A 22,490-nucleotide genomic window follows, 5' to 3' on the forward strand; every position below is an offset into this window, starting at 1 on the left:
CCGGTGGCCCCGGGGCCCAGGGTGGTTTCGGCGAGCCCGAGCGGGTGCAGCACGTGGTTCCTGAGCAGGGCGGGGTAGCCGGCGCCCCCCGAAGGCGGGCGTCAGGACCGGCCGCCCGTGCCCTGCCCGTCGAGCGACTCCTCCGCCGACGTCGGCTGCTCCGGCTCCCGGGGCGACGGCAGGGCCACCGCGGCCGCGGCCTCTCGGCGGCGCGAGACGACACCGCTCACCCGCGCGGCCACCGGCTCCGCGAAGCGCGCGGTGAGCGGGCCGACGATCACGAGGATCAGGACGTACGCCGTGGCCAGCGGGCCGAGTGACGGCTCGATGCCCGCGGTGACGGCGAGCCCCGCGATGACGATGGAGAACTCGCCGCGCGCCACAAGCGCACCGCCCGCCCGCCACCGTCCCTTGACGGAGATCTTGGCGCGGCGGGCGGCCCAGTACCCCGTGGCGATCTTCGTGCAGGCCGTCACGACCGCGAGGGCGAGCGCGGGAAGCAGCACCGGGGGAATGCTCGCCGGATCGGTGTGCAGACCGAAGAAGACGAAGAACACGGTGGCGAACAGGTCCCGCAGCGGCGCCAGGAGACTGTGCGCCCCCTCGGCGACCTCGCCGGACAGCGCGATGCCGACCAGGAAGGCGCCCACGGCGGCCGAGACCTGGAGCTGCTGTGCGATCCCGGCGACCAGGATGGTCAGTCCGAGCACGACAAGGAGCAGCTTCTCGGGGTCGTCGCTCGACACGAAGCGCGAGATCACGCGGCCGTAGCGCACGGCCAGGAACAGCACCAGACCGGCGGCGCCGAGCGCGATGGCGAGGGTGAGACTGCCCGCGGCCCAGCCGACACCGGCCAACAGGGCGGTGATGATGGGCAGATACACGGCCATCGCCAGGTCTTCGAGGACCAGGATGCTGAGGATGACGGGGGTCTCGCGGTTGCCGAGGCGGCCCAGGTCGCCGAGCACCTTCGCGATGACGCCGGACGAGGAGATCCAGGTGACGCCCGCAAGGACGACGGCGGCCACCGGCCCCCACCCCATGAGCAGGGCGGCGATCGCGCCCGGCACGGCGTTGAGCCCCATGTCGACAAGACCGGCCGGGTACTGGGTCTTGAGATTGCTGACCAGATCGCTCGCGGTGTACTCGAGCCCCAGCATCAGCAACAGCAGGATGACGCCGATCTCGGCGCCGATCGCGACGAACTCCTCGCTGGCGCCCAGCGGAAGCAGCCCGCCCTCACCGAACGCGAGCCCCGCGAGCAGATAGAGGGGGATGGGGGAGAAACGGAACCGCCCGGCGAACCTGCCGAGCAGTCCGAGGGCCAGGATGATCGCGCCGAACTCGATCAGGAAGACAGCCGAATGCATCGAATCACTCCCGCCCGAGTATCGTCGCGGCGCTCTCGACACCTTCGCGGGTGCCGATCACGATGAGGGTGTCCCCGCCCGAGAGACGGAAGTCCGGTGCGGGCGAGGGGATGGCCTCGGCCCTGCGCAGCACCGCCACGATGGAGGCACCGGTCTCGGTGCGCATCTGGGTCTCGCCGAGCAGCCGCCCGTTCCAGTGCGAGGCGCCCGCGATCTCGATGCGCTCGGCGACCAGGCCCAGATCGGTGGTGTGCAGGAGATTCGGGCTGTGGTGCGAGGGCATCAGCGCGTCGATCAGTGCGGCCGCCTCACCGGAACTCAGCCGCAGCGAGAGCGCGCAAGCGTCGGGGTCGTCCGCACGGTAGGCGCTGAGGGTGCGCGCGCCGTCCCGGTGCGCGACCACCGAGATCTGCCGCTGTTCTCGGGTGGTCAGGTCGTACCGGATGCCGATGCCTGGAAGTGGCGTCCGGCTCAGGCGTGATGCGGGCACAGCTCTCCCCCTCATGCTGCTGATGCGAATGGGCGTCAATAAAGCGTTAAGGTCACCCTATCGGGCTGATCTTTGCCTGAACTTGGTGGTAGCCGCACCGCTCCAGGACTAAAGGGGCTACGGCTCCGGCTGACGTTCTGCCAGCACCGTTTCGACCGAATCGGCATCGGCGGGCGACTTGTCCTCGCGGTAGCGCACGACCCGGGCGAAGCGGAGGGTGACGCCGGCCGGGTAGCGGGTGGACTTCTGCAGCCCGTCGTAGGCGATCTCGACGACGAGTTCGGGACGTACGGTCACGAGGAATCCGTCGTCGCTGACGGCGAGCTCACGCAGCCGCTCCGTCTGCCAGGCCAGCATCGCGTCGGTCATGCCCTTGAAGGTCTTCCCGAGCATGGCGTACGTCCCGTCGGCGCGCCGTGCGCCGAGGTGCAGGTTGGAGAGCTTGCCGGTCCGCCGCCCGTGCCCCCACTCGGCGGCCAGGACCACGAGGTCCAGCGTGTGCACGGGTTTGACCTTCAGCCAGCTGGTGCCGCGACGGCCTGCGTTGTAGGGGGAGTCGAGCGCTTTGAGCACGACGCCTTCGTGGCCGCGCCGCAGGGTGTCGGCGAAGAAGGCTTCGGCGTCCCGCCGTTGGGCCTCGCTCTCCGGCTCGTCCACGACGGCGCGGCGCACCCGCATCGGTTCCGGGACGAGCCGGGCCAGGCGGGCGTGCCGCTCGGTGAAGGGCAGATCGAGCAGGTCGAGCCCGTCGGCGTACAGGGCGTCGAAGAAGACGGGGGAGAGCGGCAGCTCGGCGGCCGCGGTGGCCACGTCGACGCGCGATCCGACGCGGCCCGCGACCTCCTGGAAGGGCCGGGGCCTCCCGTCGCCGCCGAGGGCGATGACCTCACCATCGAGAATGAACCGCTCGCCGTTCAACTCCATTACGGCAGCAGCGAGTTCGGGAAGTCGATCGGTGATGTCGTCGAGGGTGCGGGTGTAAACACGTACGTCGTCCCGGTCGCGGTGCACCTGCACACGGATGCCGTCCAGCTTCTCCTCGACCGCACACGGTCCCAGCTTGTCGATGCCTTCGCCCACGGAGGTGGCGCCGTGCGCGAGCATGGGCAGGACGGGCCGCCCGACGCTGAGCCGGAACGCGTCAAGGGCGGCAGGACCGCGAGCGAGGAGCGCCTGCGCGACGGGGCTCACCGCCCCGGCGAGCATCACGGCACGGCGCACCGCGGCGGCCGGAACCTCCGTGGCCCGCGCGAGCCCTTCCACGGCGATGGCGTCAAGGGCACCCTGCCGGACCTCACCGGTCAGGAGCCCGAACAGGAACCGCTGCTCCTCGCCGGTGGCCTGGCCCATCAACTCCCTGACGAGGCGCTTGCGTTCGGCCTGGGAGCCGGTGCCGGTGACGGCACCGATGGCGGTGAGGGCGGCATCCGTGCCCCGGACGGTCAGGGTGGGTTCGGATGCGGGCTCGACAGGGTCCTTGAGCAGATTCCACCCGATCCCGATGCGCCCCTGCGGAAGCCGCCCCGCCAGATACGGGATCACGACCGGGACGTCGTCCGGCTGCGCGGCCCGGAAGAGATCGGCCAGGAGGGCGATCTTCCCCGAGCGGGCGGAGGTCGTGGCGACTGAATGGGACACGTGGGCTAGCCGGGCCAGGAGCATGTGTCTCCCTTTCCCCGGTCGGGCCCGTTCCTGACATCTTTTCCGCCGGGTGGCGGCGGGGGTGGTGTCCAACGCTGGGTGCTGTTCGACCTCGGGTGACCGGCGGTCGCCCTCACCTCATGGGGTGTGGCAGACGTGGATCGGTCCTATCCAGGGCTCGCAGACCGGCTCCGGGGGAGGGGTTGGGTCGACGGGCGTCGGGTCGACTGGCGTCGGTACGGGGGGAGTTGGGTCCACCGGGGGCGGTGTGGGGGTCGGAGTTGGAGTAGGTGTCGGCGTAGGGGGTGGAGGGGTTGGAGTGACCGGGGCGGTTGGTTCCGTGGGGGGCGCCGGTTCGGTCGGTTCAGCGGGTGTCGGCGGTGCGGGCGGGTCTGCCGGGGCCGAGGGCGCCGGGGCTTCCGGCTCCGCCTGTTGTGGCTGGGGCTGGGGCGGGGGTGCCTGCTGCTCAGTCGGTGCGTCCGGCCCGGTAGGCGCGTCCTGCTTGGCGGGTGCGTCCTCAGGCGCCGGTGCTTGCTGTTCCGCTGGGGAGGCCGGAGGAGCGGGCGGTGGCTGCTCGGCCGGAGGCGGCGCAGAGCGGTCCTCGCTGCGTGGTTGCGGCACCGGTGCCTCCGCGGCCGGTGGCTGGGCCGCCTTGCTCTCCACCGCGGTGGCCCGCTGCGGCGGTGCCGTGCTGCCGGAACCGCCGAGCACGAGCCCTGCCGCCACGGCCGCCCCCGCCACCGAAGCGCCGACGACGCCGACCGCGGCGGCCGGGATCTTTCCGCCGCCGGTGAGGACGTGACGTACGCCGTGCAGGAGGCCACCGTGGCCGCCGGGTGCCGAAGCCGCCCCGGCTGCCCCGGCCGACCCCGCGGCCAGCGGCACGAGGAACTTGCCCGCGCCGCCCAGAACGAAGATCAGCAGCGCCGGTCCGACCAGCGCCGGCAGCCGGTCGTTGGCGCGGGCGAGCAGTGCGAGCCTGGCCCGGCAGTCGGCGCAGCCGTCGAGGTGGGCAAGGAGGCGCTCGGACTGCCGGGCCGAGGCCTCGCCGCGTATGTGGCCGGGTATGCGGTCCCAGTGCTGTTCGCAAGCGGGATCCTCCGGCGTACCGGGATGAGCGCGCAGGAAAGCCTGCCGCATCCCTTCGCGCGCCCGGTGCAGAAGCACCGCGGTCGCGCCCTGCCCGGCCCCGATCCGGCGCCCGACCGCCTCCAGCGGCTGGCCCTCCGCCTCCGCGAGCCACAGCGCCTTCACCCAGCGCTCGGGCAGCTGTCCGAGGACCCGGCCGAGCAGGTCCACGGAGGAGACCCGGTCGCCCGGATCGTCCCCGCCGTCGCTGTGCACGTCGACCCGCTCCGCGGACTCGACGGTCCGCGGGTCACGTGGCGTCTCGCGCGCCGCACCGCGCCCCACCGCCGCCGCGAGGTGCCGCACGGTCGTCATGAGATACGCCGGTACGTTCTCGATCTCGTGCCCGGCCGAAAGCCGCCGCCAGACGCGGAAATGCGCCTCGGCGACGAGGTCGTCGGCGATCCAGGCGTTGCCGGTCAGCGAGCGGGCGTAGGCGACGAGACGCGGCTGTTCCTCCCGGTAGAGGCGGGCGTAGGCGGCCGTGGCGGGCACGGTCACCGGTCCGTCGGCGGGGGCCTCGGCAGGGACGTCGGACATGGCAGGGCACTCTCCCGTTTCCACTGCGGGGGATTCGGACGAGTTCGAAAGCCTAGGTCAGATATGTCTGACTTGTGGTGCAGGAGTGGCGTAGGTCACACGAACTCCTGGCGTGTCGCCGTAATGCGCACCCTCGCCGCGGACTCGTACAGGCACGGAAGGAACCAGACCCCGCGCAGCGGAAGCCTTACGAGAAAGAGGAGCCGATCATGGCCGTCACCCTGGAGCAGCCCGCCCGCGCCCGCCTGATCACCCCGGAGGGGCGTGAGCGACCCTTGTCCGTCACCCTCCGGTACTCGTCGGCCGACCCCCTGGCCGCCCAGATCACCTTCCCGTCCGAAGCCTCCCTCGACGGCGCGGAGGTCACCTGGATCTTCGCCCGTCAACTCCTGGAGGAGGGGCTTCGCGCCCCGGCGGGCAGCGGTGACGTGCACATCTGGCCGTGTGGTCGTGCACGGACGGTCCTCGAGTTCCACGCGCCGCAGGGCCTGGCCCTGGTGCAGTTCGACCGCGCCGTGCTGCAGCGATTCCTGCTGCGCTCGTACGCCGTCGTCGGCGCGGGGAGCGAGGCGACCGGCCTCGACCTGGACCGGAACCTCGCGCGCCTGCTGGGCGGGGTATGACCGCCGGGCCCACCGGACTCGACGGGCGGATCGTCCGGCCCTCGCATACCGTCGTATCCGGGGTGGGTCCCAAGCCGACGAGTTCCGCATTCTGCGTGCGGAGGTGGAAGGCATGTATCGGATGGCTGCGCCCGCGCTGGCCGTCGCTTCCGTCCTGGCGGTCGTTGCCGGGAACACGGCCGACACCGCGGCCGACACTGCGGTCGGCATCGCGGCGAGCGGCGAGGCGGCGATCACCACGGTGAGGTTCACTGCGGAAGAGCGCCGCGAGACCCTCGGGTACTGGACCGCGGACCGGATGCGCAAGGTCGTCGCCGGTGCCGCCCTCGGGCACGACGCCGCGTCCGTCAAGCCTTGGAACGGCCCGGCCGTGAAGACGGTCGGACGGCTCTTCTTCACCAACGAGCAGGGCCAGGATTCCTACTGCACCGCCACCGCGGTCAGGAGCCGCAACCATTCCGCGGTGATGACCGCCGGGCACTGCGTGCAGCTGCCCGCATCCCCGGGGAACCACTACAGCAACATGGTCTTCGTGCCGGGATACGGCGAAGGCAAGCGCCCGTACGGGACGTTCGCGGTGCGGGCGTTCGCGATGCCGCGCAGCTGGGAGCGCGACGCCAAGAACGACGTCGCTGTCGTCGTGGTGGACGAGCGGAAGGGCAAGTCGCTGACCGACACGGTCGGCGGGCAGGCCGTCGCCGTCGACCGCAAGCCGGGCGGCAAAGTGACCGTCTTCGGCTATCCCGACAGCCAGGAGCAGCGCGGCGAGCGGCTGATGTACTGCGCGGGCACCACGAAGGCCGCGCCCCAGGACAAGCAGAGCGTGCGCTGCCCGATGGAAGGCGGGTCGAGTGGCGGGCCCTGGCTGGCCGACTTCGATGAGAAGTCGGGCCGGGGCAAGCTGGTGTCCGTCAACAGCTTCGGTGACGCGGCGGAGGGCGCTTCGGCCATGGAGGGCGAGGTCCTGGGCGCGACCGCGGGTGAACTCCACAAGCGGGCACAGGGGTTGTGATCCGTGCCGAGGGTTATTGACGGCTTCGGGCCGCTCAGGGGAGGGGAACGGCGCCTGCACCTGACGGACGGCGGCGGCGCCCATCTGGTCGACGCGGTCAAGGCCGTACTGCCGTGTGCACGCGCTCGGCTACTGGCGCCCGGAGGAGCGGTAGAGGCGGGCCGCACGCCGCCGGATCACCACCACCGCACCCGCAAGCAGGATCGCCGAACCCGCGCCGACCAGGAGGATCGCGGTCCAGTCCGAGTCGTCGGACTGCAGGCCCAGCGCGTCCTGCCCGGTGGGGGCCGGACGCTGCGCGGTGCGCGACAGCTCGCTCTGGGGCAGCAGTGAACCCACCGGCTGTACGCGCCCCGCTGCCTTGAAGCCCCAGTCGAGCAGCGACCGCGCCTCTTCGTACACGGCGTGTCCGCCACCTTCCTGAGGGTTCATCACGGAGACGACCAGGGTGCGGTTGCCGCGCTGTGCCGCGCTGATCAGGGTGTGGCCGGCATGGCTGGTGTAGCCGTTCTTGATGCCGATGAGGCCGGGGTAGCGTGCCACGCCGTCCGCGCCGGTCAGCAGGCGGTTGGTGTTCATGATCGGGTAGGACCAGTTGCCATGGGGGAACCGCGCGACCGCCGTCGCGCAGTAGCGGGCGAACTCGGGATCCGCGAGTCCCGCCCGGCCGAAGACCGCAAGGTCGAACGCCGATGAGACCTGCCCCGCTGCGTCGTAGCCGTCGGGGGAGACCACATGGGTGTCGCGGGCGCCCAGGGCGCGGGCCTTGGCGCGCATCTGAAGGACGGTCTGCTGCCAGCCGCCGTTCAGCTTGGCGAGCACGTGAACGGCGTCGTTGCCGGAGCTGAGGAAGACGCCCCGCCACAGATCGGATACGCGGTAGCTGCGGCCCGCCTCGACGCCCACCAGGCTGCTGCCGTCACCGACGCCGGAGAGCTCGCTCCCGGAGACCTTGTGGCTGGCGGCGGCGTCCAGGTGGGGCAGGGCCGTCAGGGCGAAGAGGGACTTCAGGGTGGAGGCGGGCGGCAGTTGGCGGTGGGCGTTGTGCGCGGCGAGCACTTCGCCCGTACGGGCGTCGGCCACCAGCCAGGACAGCGCCGAGATATCGGCCGGCAGCGCCGGGGCGCGGGCGCCCGGCTTGGCGTGGGTGCCGGGCCGGTCGAGCAGGGTCGAGGAGTACGCGGGTACCGGCTTGGGCGGTGCGGGCTCGGCCGGGGCGGCCGCCGCGAAGGGTGTGGGCAGGAGGACCAGAGCAACGATCGTGAGGGCCGCGGTGCGGACGGATGAGGAGCGCGGAAGGTACCTGATGGCCATTCAGCCACCGTAGGAGCACGGCCGGAAGTTCGCAGGTCAGCTTGGTCCGGCTGGATGTATCGGGGGGTGAGGGACGCTGCCGGACGGGTCCGCACGGCAGCGCGTGCGGCTATCGGCTCAGCGACTTCCAGAAGGCGTACCGGTGGTCCTTGGCGAAGTCCACCGGGCGGATGCCGCCGGGCCCCGAGGCGAGGGCCTTGGCGTTGACCGCCGTCGGGGTGGTCGGCTTCCAGTCCGCCCTGCCCTCGCGTGCGAAGTCCGTCCAGATGCGGATCATCGCGTCGGACAGGTCCCGCTGGGCCGGCGTCAGCCGCTCGAAATCGTCGAGCTCGAAGAGGTAGGGGAGCTCGAACAGGTGCCCGGCCCCGGCAGGGAAGCCGGGCTTCGGGTACGTCGGGTCCGCGTACCAGGGGGTCGACCGGTGTCGATGCCGGGCCGGGCCCAGTTGGCGTCGGTCAGGGCCGCCGCGAGGGCGAGGGCCGGTGTGTCGACGTACGCGCTGACGGGGTAGCGCTTCGCGATGGCGGCCGCCTTCCGCTTGCCGTACTCCTCCTCTATGCGGGCACGGTAGTCGGCCTCCTCGATCGTCGCGTCCGGGTCGCCGCCGAAGGCACCGGCGTTGCGCTGCACCCAGCGCAGGGCCGCCTGCTGGTCGAGGAATCCGTAGTTGCCGGACTCGCCGCGATGCTTGCCGTACTTCTCCAGATCGGGGTGGGCGAGGTAACCCAGGGCGCCCAGGCGGTAGTTGACCGTCATCACGTCGCCCCGGGCGGCGAGACGCCGAGCGCGGTGTCGTGACGTTCACGAAGAGGCAGTCCTCATTGTCGGAGAAGCGGCCCGCGGGCGCGGTGGGGGCCCAGCGTCGCTCGCCGGTGGGCGGGGCGGCGTACGGAATCCCTTCGAAGGTACGCACCGTGTCGGTCACCGTGCCGCGAACGATGCCTTTGCCGGTCCGTACGACATCGGGAGTCCGTACGGCATCGTCGGTCCGTAGACGAGCGTATGGATTTGGGGATCGCGCGAGCAGCCGGGCAGCCACCTGCCGTGGGGTGGCGCCGGCACCACCCTCGACGAGGTCTGAGGCGCGGCTTCGGCCAGTGGCCGAACGTCCGCCCTTCCCGAACCCGCCCTCCCTGCCCACACTCCTTGGCAAGGACGGCGGAGGGGGTACCGATGGCCGCTCGACGGGGACGGCGTACGGCGGAGAGCAAACGGCGCGAGGCGGGTGCCCTGGTCACCGCCCTGCTGCTCCTGGTGGTGGTGTTCTGGTCGGTCGTCTGGCCCTACGCGGCCGCGGTGTTGCTCGTCGGCGGCCTCGGATCCGTGGCGTGGTGGCTGTGGCGCACGGACCGCATGGCGCGCGGACGGGATCGCGAGTGGCGCGGACAGGAGGCGGTACGGGCGGGGTACCGGACCCTCGCGGATGTGGACGCCATGACCGGCACCGCCTTCGAGGAGCATGTCGCGGGGCTGTGCCGCAGGGACGGCTGCACCGAGGTGCGCCGGGTGGGCGGCGCCGGCGACCAGGGCGCCGATGTGATCGGGCGGCTGCCGGACGGCCGGAGCATGGTCGTCCAGTGCAAGCGGTACGCCCCGAGCGGCACGATCGCAAGCCGTGAACTGCGCGATCTCCTGGGCTCCCGCGTGCACTTCGGGGCCGATGTGGCGATCTTCGTGACGACCACACGGTTCAGCCGTCCCTCCGCGACGTTCGCGGCGACGCACTCCATCGTCACCGTGCACCGCGACCATCTGGGCCTGTGGAACAGCGGAACCCCGCTGGAGTCGCTCCTCGACGTCAGCGCCGCGGGGCAGGGCGACAGCCGGCACCTGTGAGGACGGTCACAATCGGGGCGGTTCCCCATTACTTTCCCCTAGGTGCCTAATGTCCCGGCGCCGATAGCTTCCTTCGTGTCCACAGAGAACAGAGAACAAGGCATGGGGAGCGAACATGATCGTGGTGACCGGAGCAACGGGCAACGTGGGACGGCCACTTGTGCAGGCACTCGTCGCGGCAGGAGAGCAGGTCACGGCCGTCTCGCGCGCGGTGTCGGAGACCGACGTCCCGGCGGGAGTGCGGCACCTGCGGGCCGACGTGGCCGATCCGCAGCGGCTCAGGCCCGCACTCGACGGGGCCGACGCCCTGTTCCTGCTGACGTCCGGAGACTTCGCGCAGGCCGGCGGCGATGTGCACGGCGTCCTCGACGCCGCGCGGGCAGGCGGCGTACGTCGGGTTGTGCTGCTCTCTTCCCAAGGCGTCGGAACACTGCGCCACCCACCTGCGTACGAGGAGGCCGTCAAGCGATCGGGCCTGGAATGGACGGTGCTGCGACCCGGCGGCTTCGCCTCCAACGCGTTCCTCTGGGCCGACGCGGTCCGCACGAGCCGTACGGTCGCCGCGCCGTTCGGCGATGTCGCCCTGCCGGTGATCGACCCGGACGACATCGCGGCGGTCGCCGACGTCACGCTGCGGGAGGCCGGGCACGGCGGCGCCACCTACGTCCTGACGGGTCCTGCGCCGGTCTCGCCGAGGCGGCAGGCCGCGGCGATCGGGGACGCGATCGGCGAGCCGGTGCGGTTCGTGGAGCAGAGCGAGGCGGAGGCCCGGGCGCAGATGCCGGCCTTCATGCCCGAGCAGGTGGTGGAGGCCACCCTCGCCATCCTGGGCTCACCGTCGCCCGACGAACAGCGGGTGAGCCCCGACGCCGAGCGGGTCATCGGCCGCCCGCCCCGCCCCTTCGCCGAGTGGGCGGCACGGAACGCCGCCGCCTTCAAGTAGCGGCACACAGCGGTGACTTGATCAGCCGCGCGGCCGGACATGGAGATCGAGGCCGTTCGTCCCCGGCGTCTCGACGCCCGGCAGCAGCCGCATGTCGTGGTCGTAGTCGCCGCCGACGAGTGAACGGAACGGGACCGGCTCGTCGGTGAAGAGACCGCCGAGCCGGCGCCCGTACTCCCGCTTCGCCGCCGCGAACCGCTCATCGGGCAGCTCGTTCGCGTGGTACACCGCGAACGGTTCCAGCGGCGCCATGCCGGTGAACCAGAAGAGACCGTGCTGCACGGGATACAGGACGTCCGCGAGACGGCCATGGATCCCCCGGTCGGAGAACGACGACTCACGGGCGCCGATCGTCACCGACACCAGCGCACGCCGCCCCGCCAGGATGCCCTCGCTGTAGGGCGGCGGGACCGCGGGGCCGTAGCCGAACCCGCTGGTGAACACCCGGTCGATCCAGCCCTTCAGGATCGCGGGCGCCGAGAACCACCACAGCGGGTACTGCAGGATCACCGCGTCCGACCAGCGCACCTTCTCCTGCTCCACCGCGATGTCGGACGCAAGACGATCGGCGAGCGTGTCCCGCTCGGAGGCGGCCATCACATGCAGGCGCTGATCCCCGGTGTGACCGGGGAAGTCGTCGGCGTCCACCGTCGCCTTCCACTTCATCGCGTACAGGTCGGAGACCCGCACCTCGTGCCCCGCCGCGCGCAGTTCGTCGACCGCGAAGGCGGCCAGGGAGGCGTTGAGGGAAAGGGGTTCGGGGTGGGCGCTGACGACGAGGATCTTCTTCGGGCGGGGCGGCGTGGTTGCGTTCATGCCGCCACGATCTCCGGGCGCGCTCCGGTCAGCCAGCACCCTGTTCGACGTCGGAACACCGATCCTGGTACTGCCAGGGCCACGCATACTGGGCGCATGAACGGGGTGAAGAGCATGGACGGCGTGGACAACATGGGTGGCACCAGCGGCGGGACCGGCGACACGGATCGGGGCCTCGGCGGCTTTCTGCGTGCCCGCCGGGGGCGCGTGACGCCGGAGCACGTGGGGCTCACCGGCGGTCGGCGCCGCCGGGTGCGCGGCCTCCGCCGTGAGGAACTGGCCCAGTTGGCCGGGATCAGCGTGGACTATTACGTACGCCTCGAACAGGGCCGGGCCACACAGCCGTCCCCCGAGGTGCTCGACGCGCTCGCCGGGGCGCTCGGCCTCGACGCGGCGGAGCGCGCGCACCTCACCACACTGGCCGCCGCCCGTCGCGAGCCCGCGCCCACGGCCGGGGTCAGCCCCCTGCTGCGACGGATCCTGGACGCCCTGGGCGACTTCCCCGCCTTCGCGACCGACCACCGCCTCGACGTGGTGGCCTGGAACCCTCTGGGCGCCGAACTGATCGGCGGCCTCGCCGACCCGGCCGGCCGCGACCGGAACAACGCCAGATTCCTCTTCCTCGACCCCGCATCCCGTCTCGTACACCCCGAGTGGGAGGACAGGGCGGCGGAGGCGGTGGGCCAGCTGCGCGTCGCCGCGGGTCGCTACCCGCAGGACACGGAACTGGCCGCGCTCATCACCGAACTGACCACGGCCAGCGGCGAGTTCCGGCGGATCTGGGACAGCGGCGAGGTCGTGATGTGCGCGGCGGGCCGCAAACGCCTGCGGCACCCGGCCGCCGGGCTGCTCACCCTGAACTTCGAGACCCTGCACGTACCGGCGGCACCCGGCGAGACGGGCCTGGTGGTGCATGTGTTCAGCGCCGACGAGGACAGCGCGGAAGCGGCTGCCCTCGCCCGGGTGTCGGAGACGGCTGCCGTGCACTGAACAGGGCCCGCGGAAAACCCGATGCCCCCGCCTGCGGTCGGCTAGAGCACCACGTTGCCTGCACCGACTCTGATCTCTGGACAGCTGACGCGAGCCGTCTGCCTTGCCGCACAGCAGGGCAGACGGCCGCGTTCGCCGACTACTTCGGCAGGTTCGCCTCGATCGCGGCGATGACCTCGGGAGCGTCAGGCTCGGTCTGCGGGGAGAAGCGGGCGACGACCGATCCCTTCGCGTCGATCACGAACTTCTCGAAGTTCCAGCGGATGTCACCGCTGTGCCCCTCGGAGTCCGCGGTGCCCACGAGGTTGTCGTACAGCGGGTGCCGGGCATCGCCGTTGACGTCGACCTTCTCGGTCAGCGGGAAGGTCACGCCGTACGTCGCCGAGCAGAACTCGGCGATCTCCTCCGACGTACCGGGCTCCTGGCCCATGAACTGGTTGCAGGGGACGCCAGGGACGGTGAAGCCGCGGGCGGCGTACTGCGCGTGGAGTCGCTCCAGGCCCGCGTACTGCGGGGTCAGCCCGCACTTGGAGGCGACGTTGACGATCAGGACCGCCTTGCCCAGGTGCTGGTCCAGGTTCGCGGGGCCGCCCTGGAGGGCGGCGATCTCGGCATTTTCGTAGACAGACATGATTCGGAGCCTACGCTCAGGGCCTGTCGCCGCTCACGCCGACTCCGCCGACTCCGCGCGGTTCAGCCGGCCGCAGGCGACCAGCTCGACCGTCACCGCCACCGCGATCGCCTGGACCGCCATCAGGGCGATCAGCACGAACAGCTGCACCGCGCCCGCGAGGGCGGGGGACGCACCGCCTAGGAGCATGCCGACGAACGCTCCCGGCAGGGTGACAAGGCCCACCGTGCGGGTCTGGTCGAGTCCGGGGAGCAGGGCGTCCGACGCGGCGGGGCGGATCACCTCCAGGCGGGCGTCCCGGGCGAGCAGGCCGAGGGCCAGGCCCGCTTCGAACTCGCCCTTGCGGGCGTGGAGTTCGTCCAGGGCCCGGCGGCCGCCCAGAACGGTCGCCGTCAGCGCACCGCCGATGAGGATGCCGGTCACCGGGATCATGGCGATGCCCCGCACGGGGAGCAGCCCGGCCAGCGTCAGGGCGGTCACCACCGGGACGACGGGTCCCGCGATCGGCAGCGCCGCCCACCACCAGCTGCCGTTCTCGGTGATGCGTCGCCCCGCGGTGCGCGCGGCGACGGCGAACATCAGGAGCAGGAAGGCGAAGAGCGCCGCCAGGTGGTGGATCACCCAGCCGATCGCCAGGGACACCACGCCCAGCTGCGCGGCCGCCCGCACCTCGGCCACCACGATCTCGCGCGCCCTGCCGTACGAACCGTCGGGGGAGAGCCGGAACACGGCGGCCGTCGCGGCCGCGACAAGCAGCAGCACGAGCAGCGCCGCACCGAGCGTCGCATTGACCGGAAGCAGGGCCTGAGCAGCGAGATCACGCACCCGCCCACCCTAGGCGGCACCGGGCCCAGGAGATCGGAATCGGCCGTCGCAACCTGTGCGAGCGGGTCGTCGAGGGGGTGTCCAGGATGTGAGGATGCCCGAGGAACATGTGATGCCGAAGAAAGAAGGGCTGACCTCATGGCGCAGCAGGTACAGGGCGTGATCGCCCGCGCGAAGGGCGAGCCGGTGAGGATCGAGACGATCGTCGTGCCGGACCCGGGCCCCGGAGAAGCCGTGGTGAAGGTGCAGGCGTGCGGCGTCTGTCATACCGATCTGCACTACCGCGAGGGCGGCATCAACGACGACTTCCCCTTCCTCCTCGGCCATGAGGCGGCGGGCGTCGTCGAGTCGGTCGGCGACGGCGTCACCGAGGTCGCGCCCGGCGACTTCGTGATCCTCAACTGGCGTGCGGTGTGCGGTCAGTGCCGTGCCTGTCTGCGCGGTCGCCCGCAGTACTGCTTCGACACGCACAACGCCGAGCAGAAGATGACCCTCACGGACGGCACCGAACTCTCGCCGGCGCTCGGCATCGGCGCCTTCGCCGAGAAGACCCTCGTCGCCGCCGGCCAGTGCACCAAGGTCGACCCGGCCGCATCGCCCGCCGCGGCCGGACTCCTCGGCTGCGGCGTCATGGCCGGGCTCGGCGCCGCCATCAACACCGGAGAGGTCGGCCGGGGCGACTCGGTCGCCGTCATCGGCTGCGGCGGTGTCGGCAACGCGGCGGTCGTGGGCGCGCGCCTCGCAGGCGCCGCGAAGATCATCGCGGTGGACATCGACGACAAGAAGCTCCGGACGGCCGAGAGCCTGGGCGCCACGCACACCGTCAACTCCCGCACGGCGGACCCGATCGAGGCGATTCGCGAGCTGACCGGCGGCAACGGAGCCGACGTCGTCATCGAGGCCGTCGGCCGCCCGGAGACGTACGAACAGGCCTTCTACGCCCGCGACTTGGCAGGCACGGTCGTCCTGGTCGGCGTGCCGACACCGGAGATGCGCATCGACCTGCCGCTGCTCGACGTCTTCGGGCGCGGCGGTGCGCTCAAGTCGTCGTGGTATGGGGACTGTCTGCCCTCACGCGACTTCCCGATGCTCATCGACCTCTACCGGCAAGGGCGCCTTGACCTGGACGCGTTCGTCACCGAGACGATCGCTCTGGAGGACGTGGAGAAGGCCTTCGAGCGGATGCACCACGGGGATGTCCTGCGTTCGGTGGTGGTCTTCTGATGGCGGCCGCCCGTATCGACCACCTCGTCACGTCCGGGACCTTCTCCCTCGACGGCGGCACCTGGGACGTCGACAACAACGTATGGATCGTCGGTGACGACAGCGAGGTCGTCGTCATCGACGCCGCGCACGACGCGGACGCCATCGCGGCCGCCGTCGGGGACCGCCGGGTCGTCGCGATCGTGTGCACGCACGCGCACGACGACCACATCGACGCGGCCCCCGCGCTCGCCGCCCGCACCGGCGCGCCGATCCTGCTGCACCCCGCCGACGCGGAGCTGTGGAAGCAGACCCACCCCGACCGCGCCCCCGACGGCGAGCTGACTGACGGGCAGGAACTGACCGTGGCGGGCACGGAGTTGAAGGTCCTGCACACGCCGGGCCACTGCCTGGGCGCGGTCAGCCTGTACGCGCCGGACCTTGCCACCGTCTTCACCGGCGACACGCTGTTCGCGGGCGGGCCGGGAGCGACGGGCCGTTCGTTCAGCGACTTCCCGACGATCGTCGACTCGATCAGGGACCGGCTGTTGACGCTGCCACCGGAGACTGTCGTGCGCACCGGCCACGGCGACAGCACGACGATCGGCGCGGAGGCGCCGCATCTGGAGGAGTGGATCGCCAGGGGGCACTGAACGGCAGGGGCCGACTGAATCGGCCGGGCGGCGGCCCGTGGTGCACGGCCGCCGCCGGACGCCTTCCCTATGCGGGAGCGCAGCGGCTGCGCTGTGTCCCGAGGCCCGAGATCTCCATCTCCATCACGTCGCCGGGGACCAGGTAGGGGAAGCGCCCGGAGAGGGCGACCCCTTGGGGCGTACCGGTGTTGATGACATCGCCGGGTTCGAGGACCAGATACTGCGACAGATGGTGCACGAGCTCCGCGACCCCGAAGATCATGTCGGCGGACACGGAGTCCTGCCGGACGTCCCCGTTCACGTAGGACCGCAGACGCAGGCCCTGCGGGTCGCCCACCTCGTCGGCGGTCACCAGGACGGGCCCCAGCGGGTTGAACGTCGCGCAGCTCTTGCCCTTGGACCACTGGCCGCCCGAGTTCGACTTCCCAGTCGGTCTTCTTCGAGCCGCGCGGGATGAGGACGTCGTCGTACGGACCGATGACGGTGTTCGGCGCCTTGTAGAAGAGGCTCGGAGTCCGATTCGGCGGCGTGGGCGGCGTAGTTCTGCCCGATGCAGAGCACGGCGGACGGGCGGGCTACGGGGGCACCGACGCGCTGCCCCGTGATGTCCGTCTCGGGCAGACCGGAGGCGTCTGGTACGAGCGACGGGTCTTCGGACAGGGCGGCGAGGAAGGTGCCGTCGATGTCGCGGGTCACGGACGAGAGGTCGCGGTGCCTGCCGTCGGACGAGGCGAGAACGGGCCGTTCGCGGCCGGGCTCGCCGATGCGCATGAGACGCATGGGGTGAACTCTCCTGTGCGGTAAGGGAGATGGCGGTAAGGGACCACAGGTGCGGTGCGGAGTTGATCCCCACAGCCTGCACCGGCGGCAGCCCTGCGAACAGGCGTAGGACCTCGGAGATCGCGCCGGCGCCGAGCCGCTGCCGGCACTCGGGCCGGTACTCGGCCGTGCCCGGCGGCCATCTCCCTGAGGCGGAAGTCGGCCCCGCCTGGTGGCACCCACTCTTGATCTCAGATAAGTTAGGCAAGGCTTACCTAATGGAGGTTGACGAATGGGTGTCCGTCACATCAGCACGACCGTGCCCACAGCAGCGGCACGCGCGCGTTCCGTGCTCGCCACCGCGTGGTCCTGCGCGGTGACCACGGAGATCGGCAGGGACGAACTCGTCGGCGCGCACAGCGTCGGCGCGGACGGCACGGTTCTGCTGGTCCCGCCGCGGGACAGCGCACTGGCCACCGCGATGATCTGCGCGCCGCGCGGCGAGCCGTCCACCCTGCTGGAACTCGCCGATGTCTCACCGGTGCCGGTCAGGGACCGGATCCGGGCCCGGCTGTGGCTCTCGGGGTCGCTCGTGCCCGACGGCGAGCGCTTCCTCTTCGCGCCGACCTGCGCCGTGCTGCACGATGCCACCGGCGAGCGGATCGGCATCGACCTCGACGAACTCGCCCTGACGGCCCCCGACCCCCTGGCGGAGGCCGAGGCACGCCTGCTCACCCACCTCGCCGACGCGCACGAGGACGCCGTCGAGCAGCTGACGCGGCTCGTCCACGCCGACAGCCTGCACGGAGTGGTGCGCGTGCGCCCGCTCGCCATCGACCAGTACGGCCTCACCCTGCGCCTGGAGCGGGCGCGCAGCCAGGCCGATGTGCGGCTGCCGTTCGACGAGCCCGTCGAGGACGTCGCCCAGGTGACCGAGCGCATGCACATCCTGCTGACCAAGGCCCGGCATGTGCGCCGCCCGCTACTGCGCCCCGCGACCCCCGAGTCCTGAGCCCGCCGACAGTTCCTTCCGCATCGACCGCAGCGCGAGCGCCAGCACTCCGATGTCGTCGAGGAACACCGGATCGGGCAGCAGATCCGCGGGCAGTACGAGATAGGCGACCGCACCCCAGAACACCCACTGACGTTCCACCGGCAACCCCGCCCTGCGCAGCCTGCGGCGCGCCCTGACCAGGCGTACGAGCAGGGCGACCGCGACCGCAAGCGTGGCGGCCGCCAGGGCCCCGGCGGCCATGAGGAGGACCGTGACTTCCGTGCTCATCAGACCCTGACCTCCGTCCTGAGCGGGGCGTTCCGCCCCAGGCTATGCGCCCCCGCGGGACAGCGCGCGCACGCGGCGTCCACATCGGGACGGCCGCCAGAACATCCCCTTCCGCCCTCCCATGACGGACGATGGAACCCGGCAAGCACCGCCGGCTCCGCCAACTCCTTGTGGGAAAGGTCGAGATGAGCCAGACGTTGATCACGGCAGGGCGGGTTCTGACCGGGCCGCGTGGCCAGTGCGTCAAGGACGGCGCCGTACTGACGGACGGCGCGGCCATCGTCGCCGCGGGACCCCGCGGTGCCGTCGAGCCGATGGTGCGCGACGGGGCGCGACGGCTTGCGCTGCCCGACGCCACGGTGCTGCCCGGCCTCATCGACGCCCATGTCCACCTGGTCTTCGACGCGAGCAAGGACCCGGTGGCCGTCCTGGACGCCCACGACGACCGCACGCTGATGGTCGCCATGGAGGAGCGGGCGCGCCAGTTCCTGCACAGCGGCGTGACCACCGTGCGCGACCTCGGGGACCGGGGCCGCCTCACCCTGCGGCTGCGCGAGGCGATCGCCGACGGCGCCGTGCCGGGCCCCCGGATCGTCGCCGCCACCACACCGCTGACCACCAAGGGCGGCCACTGCTGGTTCCTCGGCGGGGAGGTCGACGGCGAGGACGAGATCCGCGCCCTGGTGCGCCGCAACGCCGAACTGGGCGCCGACGTCATCAAGGTGATGGCCACCGGCGGCGGCCTCACCCACGGCGGCCCCGCCACCTGGCAGGCCCAGTTCGGCGCCCCCGAGATCCGCGCCGTCGTCCGCGAGGCACACCGGGCCGGGCTGCCGGTCGCCGCGCACGGACACGGCACCGCCGGGATCGTGGCCGCCGTGATGGCCGGCGTCGACACCATCGAGCACTGCACCTGGATGACCCGCAAGGGCTTCGACCTGCGCGAGGACGTCCTGGACGCCATCGTCGCCAAGGGCATCCGGATCTGCCCCACCGTCAGCCCCAACTGGCGGATGCTGCCCATGTTCTTCGGCGCCGAACGGGCCAAGGCGATGTTCGACCAGGTGCGGACCATGGCGGAACACGGCGCCCGCCTGATCGCCGGGACGGACGCGGGAGTCCAGCGCGCGGGCTGCGACGGCCTGGCCCAGAGCCTCGGCTTCTACCAGCACCTGGGCATCGAACCGGACCGCGTCATCGACATGGCCACCACGGAGGCCGCCGACGCCCTGGGCATCGCCGACCACGTCGGACGCCTGGCGACCGGCTACCGGGCCGATCTGATCGCGGTGCGCGGCGATCCTCTCAAGGACGTGGAAGCGCTGGGGGACGTACGGCTGGTGATGGCGAACGGCAAGATGGTGGACCGTGACTGAGAACAATGCGCAGCCAATAGACACGACCACGAAGCCCGTTCAGGCCCTGCTGGTCGTCGACATGCAGTCCGCCTTCGTCTCCGGCGACGGCGCCGTACCGGAAGCGGCCCGCGTCCTCGACCGTACGATCGACCTCATCACGCGGGCCCGCGCCGCCGGCGCCCTCGTCATCCAGCTCCAGAACGACGGCGAGCCCGGATCCGTCGACGAACCCGGCACTCCCGGCTGGCAGATCCACCTCCCCGTGGACGCGGACCGGGGCGAGACCGTGCTCCGCAAGACGATCGACGACGGTTTCGAGGAGACCGGGCTCGGGGAGCTGCTCGCGGATGCGGGCGTGCGCGACCTCGCCATCTGCGGGGTGCAGTCCGAGATGTGCGTCCTCGCGACCGCGCGCACCGCCCTCGATCTGGACTTCCGCGTCGTCATGCCGCACGACGCGCACGCGACGTACGACATTCCCGCCGCGGAGGGAATCAGCGATGCGGTCCCGGCGGCGATGGTGTCGCGGGTCGCCGAATGGGCCCTCGGCGACGAGGTCGAGATCGTCGCGAGGGCCCAGGACGTCGACTTCACCAAGCCGTAGAAGTAGAGACGTAGACAGGGGACGCGCGGCCGTCTTCGTGAGGCCCACGACGCCGTGCTCGTGGAAGACCTTGTTCAATTTCCTGTCGCGATGTGGGGGGCCGCCAGGGCGGCCTCCCCGGTGAGGACGTCGTAGGCCTGCTCCACATGCGCGGCGAGGTCTTCGACGTCTGTGTCGTCTGCGTGTCCGCCGCGCGCCCAGCTGCGCAGGGCGGCGGTCAGCACTCCGGCGGCGGCGCCGACGATCACGGCCGGGCGCTGGTCCCGGGCGGGGCCGGTGCCGAGCCGGTCGGCGATGATCCGGACGGATTCGTCCTGGGCGTCGCCCCGGACGCGTTCGTACGCGGCGAACAGCGCCGGTTCCGTGTCGACGAGCGCGAGGAGCGCCCGCGTCCGGGGGCGGCGGTGCCATCCCGGCATCTCCGGATCGGCGAGCCAGTCCTGTACGGCCGCCCGGTAGGCGGCCAGCGGGGGCTCGTCGGCGGGGCGCGTGCGCAGGGCTGCGTTGATGCGGTCGCCGTCGGCGCGGGTGAAGTCGAGCGCCGCGGCCTCCTTGCCGCCGAAGTGGCGGCTGAAGGTGCGGCGCGTGACGTCGGCGCGCTCGGCGATGGCCTCCACGGTGACGGTCGCGAGGCCGTGCTCCAGGATCAGGTCGATCGCCGCGTCGGCGAGCGCCTCCCGCGTCTGCCGGGCCTTGCGCTGCCTGCGGTCCTCGCCCGCCGGGCCGGGGGCCGGTGCCTGGGGTGTCGACTCGGTGGATCCCGCGGATTTCGTGGATTCCGTCGCCTTCATGTATTCGACTGTACACCTATCACGTCCCAATGAGACATCTGTCCCGACGGGACTTAAGAGGGGATGTCCGTCGGGCCCAGATCGAAGACGCCGTACCCGAATCCCCGCGCCGTGACGGCGCCGCCCGCCGCCTCCACACCCGCCACCTCCAGGGCGCGCGGCTCCGCACCGGCGACGAGATCGGTGGTGAACGCCGCAGGCGCGCTGCGCGGGTTGACCACGACGAGAAAGCGCCCGCCCCGGACGTACACGAACGGATAGCCGCTGTGCAGCACCTCCACCGAGCCGTCCGGGCCGAGCTCGGGGGCGGCCTTGCGCAGCGCGATCAGGCGGCGTACGAGATGCAGCAGCGAGGTGTCGTCGGCGCGCTGGGCCGCGACGGTGGGCCGGTGCGGATCCGGGTCGAGGGGGAGGTAGAGGCGCTCGGCGGGAGCGGTGGAGAAGCCCGCGCCGGGGCCGTCGTCCCACTGCATTGGGGTGCGCGAACCCGCCCGGTTGTAGTGCGGGCCGAGCACACTGCCCTCGGTGTCGGGCAGATCGGGGATGTAGCGCATGCCGATCTCGTCGCCGTAGTAGATCGCCGGGAGCGTGGGCCAGGTGAGCAGGAAGGCGAAGGCCGCGGGGAGCTGTTCGGCGGTGCGCGGACCGCAGTTGAGGCGCGAGAAGTCGTGGTTGGAGGTGGGCAGCGAGATGTGCCCGGCGTCGCCGACGGCCGCGCGGGCCGCCCGCCACGCATCGACGAACGTGTCGGGGGAGCCCTGGCCGCTCGGGTCGAAGAACGGGGCGACGGGATCCCATGCCTCGGAGTCGGTGCCCGCGCGGTTGTTCCACAGGGAGCGCAGCGGCCGACCGTCGGTGGGGCCGCCGAACTGGAGGAAGAAATCGGCGTGGAACCCGGCGGGGACGGACACCGCCGGATCGCCCCACTCCGACAGGAGCACCGCCTCCGGATGCGCGGTGTCCAGCCAGCCGCGCAGCTCTGTCCACACCGCTGCCGTGGCGCTGCGGTCCGGGTCGTCCTTGACCAGGGAGTGCGCCATGTCGACGCGGAATCCGGCGAGGCCGAGCCGCAGCCAGTGGTGCATGACGTCGCGCAGGGCGGCGCGGTTGGCGCGCGGCCAGGCGGCGTCGACCCGCTGCCGCCACGGCTCGGCCGGATCGGGGCGGGCGTAGCCGAAGTTGAGGGCGGGCTGGGAGTCGAAGAAGTTCGGCAGATACGCGCCGGGGCGGGACCCCGGCGACCGTACGAAACCGTCCGGGCAGCCATCCGGCGCCCAGATGTAGCGGTCGTCGTCCGGGTCGTCGGCGGACGCGGTGAACCACGGATGCCGGTCGGACGTGTGACCGGCCACCAGGTCGAGGAGGACCCGGATGCCGCGCAGGCCCGCCTCGTCCACCAGCTTGGCCAGGTCGTCGTTCGTGCCGTAACGGGGCGCCACGGAGAGATGGTCCGCCACGTCGTAACCGGCGTCGCGGAACGGCGAGGCGAAGCAGGGATTGATCCAGACGGCGTCGACCCCGAGCCACGCCAGGTGGTCGAGATGCTCGGTGATGCCGTTGAAGTCACCGATTCCGTCGCCGTCGGAGTCGGCGAAGGACTGCGGATAGATCTGGTAAAAGACGGCGTCGGAGAGCCAGGCGGGGGCGGGGCGGAACGAAGTCATGGAACGGGTGCAGCCCT

24 protein-coding genes and 2 pseudogenes are annotated in these 22,490 nt (G+C 71.7%); 11 read left to right on the forward strand and 15 right to left on the reverse strand.

Annotated features, from left to right (window positions below):
- Positions 1-101 precede the first annotated feature (101 nt).
- From AB0O76_RS40135 to AB0O76_RS40150, 4 genes are all read right to left on the reverse strand, one after another.
- Entirely contained in the window at positions 102-1,370 is a 1,269-nt protein-coding gene (locus AB0O76_RS40135; RefSeq protein WP_365501994.1) for a cation:proton antiporter, read from the reverse strand.
- Positions 1,371-1,374: 4 nt separating this feature from the next.
- Positions 1,375-1,860: a TrkA C-terminal domain-containing protein gene (locus tag AB0O76_RS40140; protein WP_365501996.1), complete on the reverse strand. Its 486-nt coding sequence runs from the start codon at positions 1,858-1,860 to the stop codon at positions 1,375-1,377.
- Positions 1,861-1,977: 117 nt separating this feature from the next.
- Positions 1,978-3,522 carry an ATP-dependent DNA ligase gene (locus AB0O76_RS40145; protein ID WP_365501998.1) on the reverse strand — a complete coding sequence of 515 codons (1,545 nt, stop codon included), beginning with the start codon at positions 3,520-3,522 and terminating at the stop codon, positions 1,978-1,980.
- 117 nt (positions 3,523-3,639) lie between these two features.
- Positions 3,640-5,169 (reverse strand): sigma-70 family RNA polymerase sigma factor, encoded by a 1,530-nt coding sequence (locus AB0O76_RS40150; protein WP_365502000.1) that lies wholly within the window; start codon positions 5,167-5,169, stop codon positions 3,640-3,642.
- 209 nt (positions 5,170-5,378) lie between these two features.
- Here AB0O76_RS40150 and AB0O76_RS40155 point away from each other — a divergent pair, with 209 nt between their 5' ends.
- Both AB0O76_RS40155 and AB0O76_RS40160 read left to right on the forward strand, forming a co-directional pair.
- Entirely contained in the window at positions 5,379-5,792 is a 414-nt protein-coding gene (locus AB0O76_RS40155) for an SsgA family sporulation/cell division regulator (protein ID WP_365502002.1), read from the forward strand.
- Positions 5,793-5,904: 112 nt separating this feature from the next.
- Positions 5,905-6,804: a trypsin-like peptidase domain-containing protein gene (locus tag AB0O76_RS40160; RefSeq protein ID WP_365502004.1), complete on the forward strand. Its 900-nt coding sequence runs from the start codon at positions 5,905-5,907 to the stop codon at positions 6,802-6,804.
- A gap of 129 nt (positions 6,805-6,933) precedes the next feature.
- Here AB0O76_RS40160 and AB0O76_RS40165 read toward each other — a convergent pair whose 3' ends face one another.
- The 4 genes and pseudogenes from AB0O76_RS40165 to AB0O76_RS40180 form a co-directional block, all read right to left on the reverse strand.
- A complete protein-coding gene (locus tag AB0O76_RS40165; protein WP_365502006.1) occupies positions 6,934-8,118 on the reverse strand; it encodes a serine hydrolase in 1,185 nt (394 codons plus the stop codon).
- A 109-nt stretch (positions 8,119-8,227) separates the two neighbouring features.
- The gene (locus AB0O76_RS40170) at positions 8,228-8,395 is read right to left on the reverse strand and encodes a hypothetical protein (protein ID WP_365502114.1); all 168 of its coding nucleotides are present in this window, start codon (positions 8,393-8,395) and stop codon (positions 8,228-8,230) included.
- 29 nt (positions 8,396-8,424) lie between these two features.
- Positions 8,425-8,874, reverse strand: coding sequence for a carboxylesterase family protein (locus tag AB0O76_RS40175; protein ID WP_365502008.1), 450 nt, complete (start codon positions 8,872-8,874; stop codon positions 8,425-8,427).
- 130 nt (positions 8,875-9,004) lie between these two features.
- Positions 9,005-9,259, reverse strand: a pseudogene (locus AB0O76_RS40180) (hypothetical protein); the annotation flags it as partial.
- Between the two features lie 32 nt (positions 9,260-9,291).
- Between AB0O76_RS40180 and AB0O76_RS40185 the strand changes: the two are divergent.
- Both AB0O76_RS40185 and AB0O76_RS40190 read left to right on the forward strand, forming a co-directional pair.
- Positions 9,292-9,954 carry a restriction endonuclease gene (locus tag AB0O76_RS40185; RefSeq protein WP_365502010.1) on the forward strand — a complete coding sequence of 221 codons (663 nt, stop codon included), beginning with the start codon at positions 9,292-9,294 and terminating at the stop codon, positions 9,952-9,954.
- Positions 9,955-10,069: 115 nt separating this feature from the next.
- Positions 10,070-10,897 (forward strand): NAD(P)H-binding protein, encoded by an 828-nt coding sequence (locus AB0O76_RS40190; RefSeq protein WP_365502012.1) that lies wholly within the window; start codon positions 10,070-10,072, stop codon positions 10,895-10,897.
- A 21-nt stretch (positions 10,898-10,918) separates the two neighbouring features.
- On the opposite strand, the gene AB0O76_RS40195 is transcribed toward AB0O76_RS40190, so the two are convergent.
- The gene (locus AB0O76_RS40195; RefSeq protein WP_365502014.1) at positions 10,919-11,713 is read right to left on the reverse strand and encodes an NAD(P)H-dependent oxidoreductase; all 795 of its coding nucleotides are present in this window, start codon (positions 11,711-11,713) and stop codon (positions 10,919-10,921) included.
- Positions 11,714-11,809: 96 nt separating this feature from the next.
- Here AB0O76_RS40195 and AB0O76_RS40200 point away from each other — a divergent pair, with 96 nt between their 5' ends.
- Complete coding sequence (locus AB0O76_RS40200) at positions 11,810-12,703, forward strand: helix-turn-helix transcriptional regulator (RefSeq protein WP_365502016.1); 894 nt, start codon at positions 11,810-11,812, stop codon at positions 12,701-12,703.
- Between the two features lie 139 nt (positions 12,704-12,842).
- Here the strand turns inward: AB0O76_RS40200 and AB0O76_RS40205 are convergent, their stop codons facing one another.
- Positions 12,843-13,334 carry a glutathione peroxidase gene (locus AB0O76_RS40205; RefSeq protein ID WP_365502018.1) on the reverse strand — a complete coding sequence of 164 codons (492 nt, stop codon included), beginning with the start codon at positions 13,332-13,334 and terminating at the stop codon, positions 12,843-12,845.
- A gap of 33 nt (positions 13,335-13,367) precedes the next feature.
- Complete coding sequence (locus AB0O76_RS40210; protein ID WP_365502020.1) at positions 13,368-14,159, reverse strand: ABC transporter permease; 792 nt, start codon at positions 14,157-14,159, stop codon at positions 13,368-13,370.
- Positions 14,160-14,297: 138 nt separating this feature from the next.
- Here AB0O76_RS40210 and AB0O76_RS40215 point away from each other — a divergent pair, with 138 nt between their 5' ends.
- Positions 14,298-15,383, forward strand: a complete 1,086-nt coding sequence (locus tag AB0O76_RS40215) for an S-(hydroxymethyl)mycothiol dehydrogenase (RefSeq protein ID WP_365502022.1) — start codon at positions 14,298-14,300, stop codon at positions 15,381-15,383.
- Positions 15,383-16,015: an MBL fold metallo-hydrolase gene (locus tag AB0O76_RS40220; protein WP_365502024.1), complete on the forward strand. Its 633-nt coding sequence runs from the start codon at positions 15,383-15,385 to the stop codon at positions 16,013-16,015. Before AB0O76_RS40215 ends, AB0O76_RS40220 begins: the two co-directional genes overlap by 1 nt.
- Positions 16,016-16,082: 67 nt before the next feature.
- Here the strand turns inward: AB0O76_RS40220 and AB0O76_RS40225 are convergent.
- Positions 16,083-16,494: pseudogene (locus tag AB0O76_RS40225) on the reverse strand (fumarylacetoacetate hydrolase family protein).
- A gap of 49 nt (positions 16,495-16,543) precedes the next feature.
- Between AB0O76_RS40225 and AB0O76_RS40230 the strand changes: the two are divergent.
- Both AB0O76_RS40230 and AB0O76_RS40235 read left to right on the forward strand, forming a co-directional pair.
- Positions 16,544-16,819, forward strand: coding sequence for a hypothetical protein (locus tag AB0O76_RS40230; RefSeq protein ID WP_365502026.1), 276 nt, complete (start codon positions 16,544-16,546; stop codon positions 16,817-16,819).
- Positions 16,820-17,066: 247 nt separating this feature from the next.
- Positions 17,067-17,786: a DUF2470 domain-containing protein gene (locus AB0O76_RS40235; protein ID WP_365502028.1), complete on the forward strand. Its 720-nt coding sequence runs from the start codon at positions 17,067-17,069 to the stop codon at positions 17,784-17,786.
- On the opposite strand, the gene AB0O76_RS40240 is transcribed toward AB0O76_RS40235, so the two are convergent.
- On the reverse strand, positions 17,757-18,056 hold the full coding sequence (locus tag AB0O76_RS40240; protein WP_365502030.1) for a hypothetical protein: 300 nt from the start codon (positions 18,054-18,056) through the stop codon (positions 17,757-17,759). The genes AB0O76_RS40235 and AB0O76_RS40240 overlap by 30 nt on opposite strands.
- 131 nt (positions 18,057-18,187) lie before the next feature.
- Between AB0O76_RS40240 and AB0O76_RS40245 the strand changes: the two genes are divergently transcribed.
- Positions 18,188-19,432 carry an amidohydrolase family protein gene (locus AB0O76_RS40245; RefSeq protein ID WP_365502032.1) on the forward strand — a complete coding sequence of 415 codons (1,245 nt, stop codon included), beginning with the start codon at positions 18,188-18,190 and terminating at the stop codon, positions 19,430-19,432.
- On the forward strand, positions 19,425-20,018 hold the full coding sequence (locus tag AB0O76_RS40250) for an isochorismatase family protein (RefSeq protein WP_365502034.1): 594 nt from the start codon (positions 19,425-19,427) through the stop codon (positions 20,016-20,018). The genes AB0O76_RS40245 and AB0O76_RS40250 overlap by 8 nt, the downstream gene beginning before the upstream one ends.
- Positions 20,019-20,092: 74 nt before the next feature.
- On the opposite strand, the gene AB0O76_RS40255 is transcribed toward AB0O76_RS40250, so the two are convergent.
- Positions 20,093-20,809, reverse strand: a complete 717-nt coding sequence (locus AB0O76_RS40255) for a TetR/AcrR family transcriptional regulator (protein WP_365502036.1) — start codon at positions 20,807-20,809, stop codon at positions 20,093-20,095.
- Positions 20,810-20,862: 53 nt separating this feature from the next.
- Complete coding sequence (locus tag AB0O76_RS40260; protein WP_365502038.1) at positions 20,863-22,473, reverse strand: alpha-amylase family glycosyl hydrolase; 1,611 nt, start codon at positions 22,471-22,473, stop codon at positions 20,863-20,865.
- Positions 22,474-22,490 lie beyond the last annotated feature (17 nt).

Origin of the sequence: Streptomyces sp. NPDC086554, from assembly GCF_040686095.1 — a bacterium.
Taxonomy (GTDB): Bacteria; Actinomycetota; Actinomycetes; order Streptomycetales; family Streptomycetaceae; genus Streptomyces.